Consider the following 2,361-nt stretch of genomic DNA (forward strand, 5'->3'; position numbering starts at 1 on the left):
CGGACGAGGCGGACGGCGGCGGCGAGGTGCTCGGGCGAGACGTCCTTCAGCAGGAAGCCGCTCGCCCCGGCGGTGAGCGCTGCGTAGACGTAGCGGTCGAGGTCGAAGGTGGTCAGCATGATCACGCGCGGCGGGTCGGCGGCGGCGAGGATGCGGCGGGTGGCGGTGAGGCCGTCCAGGCCGGGCATCTGGATGTCCATGAGAACGACGTCGGGCCGCAGGTCGCGGACGGCGTCGACGGCGCGGGCGCCGTCCTCGACCTCGGCGGCCACCTCGATGCCGGCGGCGGTGAGGATCATCCCGAAGCCGGTGCGGACGAGCGCCTGGTCGTCGGCGATCACGACGCGCGGCGCGCTCATCGCTCGGCCGGGAAGACGGCGCGGACCCGGTAGCCGCCGGAGGGCGTCGGCCCGTGCTCCAGGGTCCCGCCGAAGACGGCGAGGCGTTCGCGCAGGCCGAGCAGCCCGCGGCCGTTCCCGGAGTGGGACGTGGGTCGGCCGCCGGTGTCGGTGACCTCGATGGCCAGCTCGCCGGGGGTATGCGCGACGGCGATGGCGACGCGTGCTCCGGCGGCGTGCTTGACGGTGTTGGTGAGCGCCTCCTGGACGACCCGGTACGCGGCGAGGTCCTTGCCCTCGGGCAGGTCGGACGGGGTGCCGGTGACGATCAGGTCGACCTTGACGCCGGTCGCGCGGACGCGGTCGGAGAGCGCCGGTACCTGGGCGAGCCCCGGCCGCGGCGCGAGGTCGGCCTCCTCGGGCTCGCCGTCCATGGTGAGCAGGTTCATGACGTGCCGCAGCTCGGTCATCGCGGCGCGCCCGCCGGTCTCGACCGCGCGCATCGCCGCCTCGGCGCGGTCCGGTTCGTCCCGCAGGACCATCCGGGCCGCACCCGCCTGAACCACCATCACGCTCACATTGTGGGTCACCACGTCGTGCAGTTCCTGCGCGATGCGCGACCGTTCGCGTTCGACGGCGCGGCGGGTGGCCTCCTCCTGCCGGGCCTCCAGGACGCGGACGCGCTGCTGCCAGGTGTGGACGGCGTTCGCGGCGAGCCCGATCGGGATCAGCAGGAGGAACCCGAGCATGGCCCGGCTCATCTGGGGCAGCAGGGCGTGCCGGAACACGACGACCAGCAGGCCGTCCACGGCGGCGGCGGTGATCGCGAGCCGCCGGTGCGGGCTGTAGACGACGGCGCTGTAGACGGCGATGAGCAGGGCCGCGAAGGTGAAGGTCGGGTTGAGGTAGCCGCCCTGGTGGAACACCACGGCCGCGACGGACACGACGCACAGCGCGCCGAGCGGGTGGCGGCGCCGGAACGCGATCGGGAGGGCGATCAGGAGGGCCAGCGCGAGGTGCCACCACAGCGAGGCCCCGTGGAGCGTGGTGTACGCGGTGTCGGTGAAGTGCGCGCCGGGCCCGTACGGCGGCCGGGGCGGCGCGTCCGGCGGGTGGGGCAGGTCGAGGCCGCCGCCCTCCGTCCAGGCGGGCGGCTCCGGCGGCTCGGGCCGGTAGAAGTCCGCGGGAGGTACCGGGCGCCGGTCGCCGGACGCGTTCATCGTGACGCTCACCGTGCCCACGGCCAGCAGGACGGCCAGTACCCCGTCCGCCACGACGGCCCAGCGGGACGTGCGGGACGGCAGTTCCGGCGTCACCCGCCAGAGGGCGTTCCAAAGGGCGGCCCGGCGGTCCGCGAGGACGGTTCTGCTCACCGGCTCACTATGACAAGTAACCAGAAACCGGCACATCCTCCCCGGGACCACAGCGGGACCCGCCGCGCGGCGTACATCGCGCGGATGACCCCGGGCGCGAATCGTCCGCGCGGCCGACGTGATCCCATCAGCGCGGCCGACGCGCCGCCCGTCCCGCGCTCCCTACCGTCTGGGCGACCCCAGACGACGAGGAGACGCCGTGATCGAGATCCACGCGGTGACGAAGTCCTATGACGACGGCAGACCCGCCCTGGCGGACCTGACGCTGAGCGTGGCGGAGGGCGAGGCGCTGGCCGTGCTCGGGCCGTCCGGAAGCGGGAAGTCGACCCTGCTCAACCTGGTCGCCGGGCTCGACCGGCCGACCCGGGGAACGGTCGCGGTCGCCGGCACGCGCGTGGACGGCCTGTCCGAGACCGCGCTCGCCCGGTACCGGCGGGCGCGCGTCGGGATGGTGTTCCAGTTCTTCAACCTCCTGGACGACCTGACCGTCCTGGACAACGTGCTGCTGCCCGCGCAGCTCGCGCGCACGTCGCACCGCGCGGCCCGGGACCGCGCGGCGGAACTGCTCGGCAGGCTCGGCACGGCGGCGCGGGGAACGTGGCGCTGAACGGCGCGCTCGCGCTGGACCCCGAGCGGTACGAGCGGGCGGT

Annotated in this window: 3 protein-coding genes; 1 reads left to right on the plus strand and 2 read right to left on the minus strand. The window is 74.5% G+C overall.

Annotated elements, in window-relative coordinates; genetic code table 11:
* Both AB0J52_RS36620 and AB0J52_RS36625 read right to left on the minus strand, forming a co-directional pair.
* A partial coding sequence (locus AB0J52_RS36620; protein WP_500187501.1) for a response regulator occupies positions 1-359 on the minus strand: 359 nt, incomplete at its 3' end.
* Complete coding sequence (locus AB0J52_RS36625; protein WP_500187502.1) at positions 356-1,711, minus strand: sensor histidine kinase; 1,356 nt, start codon at positions 1,709-1,711, stop codon at positions 356-358. The genes AB0J52_RS36625 and AB0J52_RS36620, both read right to left, overlap by 4 nt.
* Positions 1,712-1,910: 199 nt before the next feature.
* On the opposite strand from AB0J52_RS36625, the gene AB0J52_RS36630 reads away from it, so the two are divergent.
* Positions 1,911-2,318: an ABC transporter ATP-binding protein gene (locus AB0J52_RS36630; protein WP_500187503.1), complete on the plus strand. Its 408-nt coding sequence runs from the start codon at positions 1,911-1,913 to the stop codon at positions 2,316-2,318.
* Positions 2,319-2,361 lie beyond the last annotated feature (43 nt).

It is taken from the genome of Spirillospora sp. NPDC049652 (assembly GCF_040675125.1).
Lineage (GTDB): Bacteria > Actinomycetota > Actinomycetes > Streptosporangiales > Streptosporangiaceae > Spirillospora.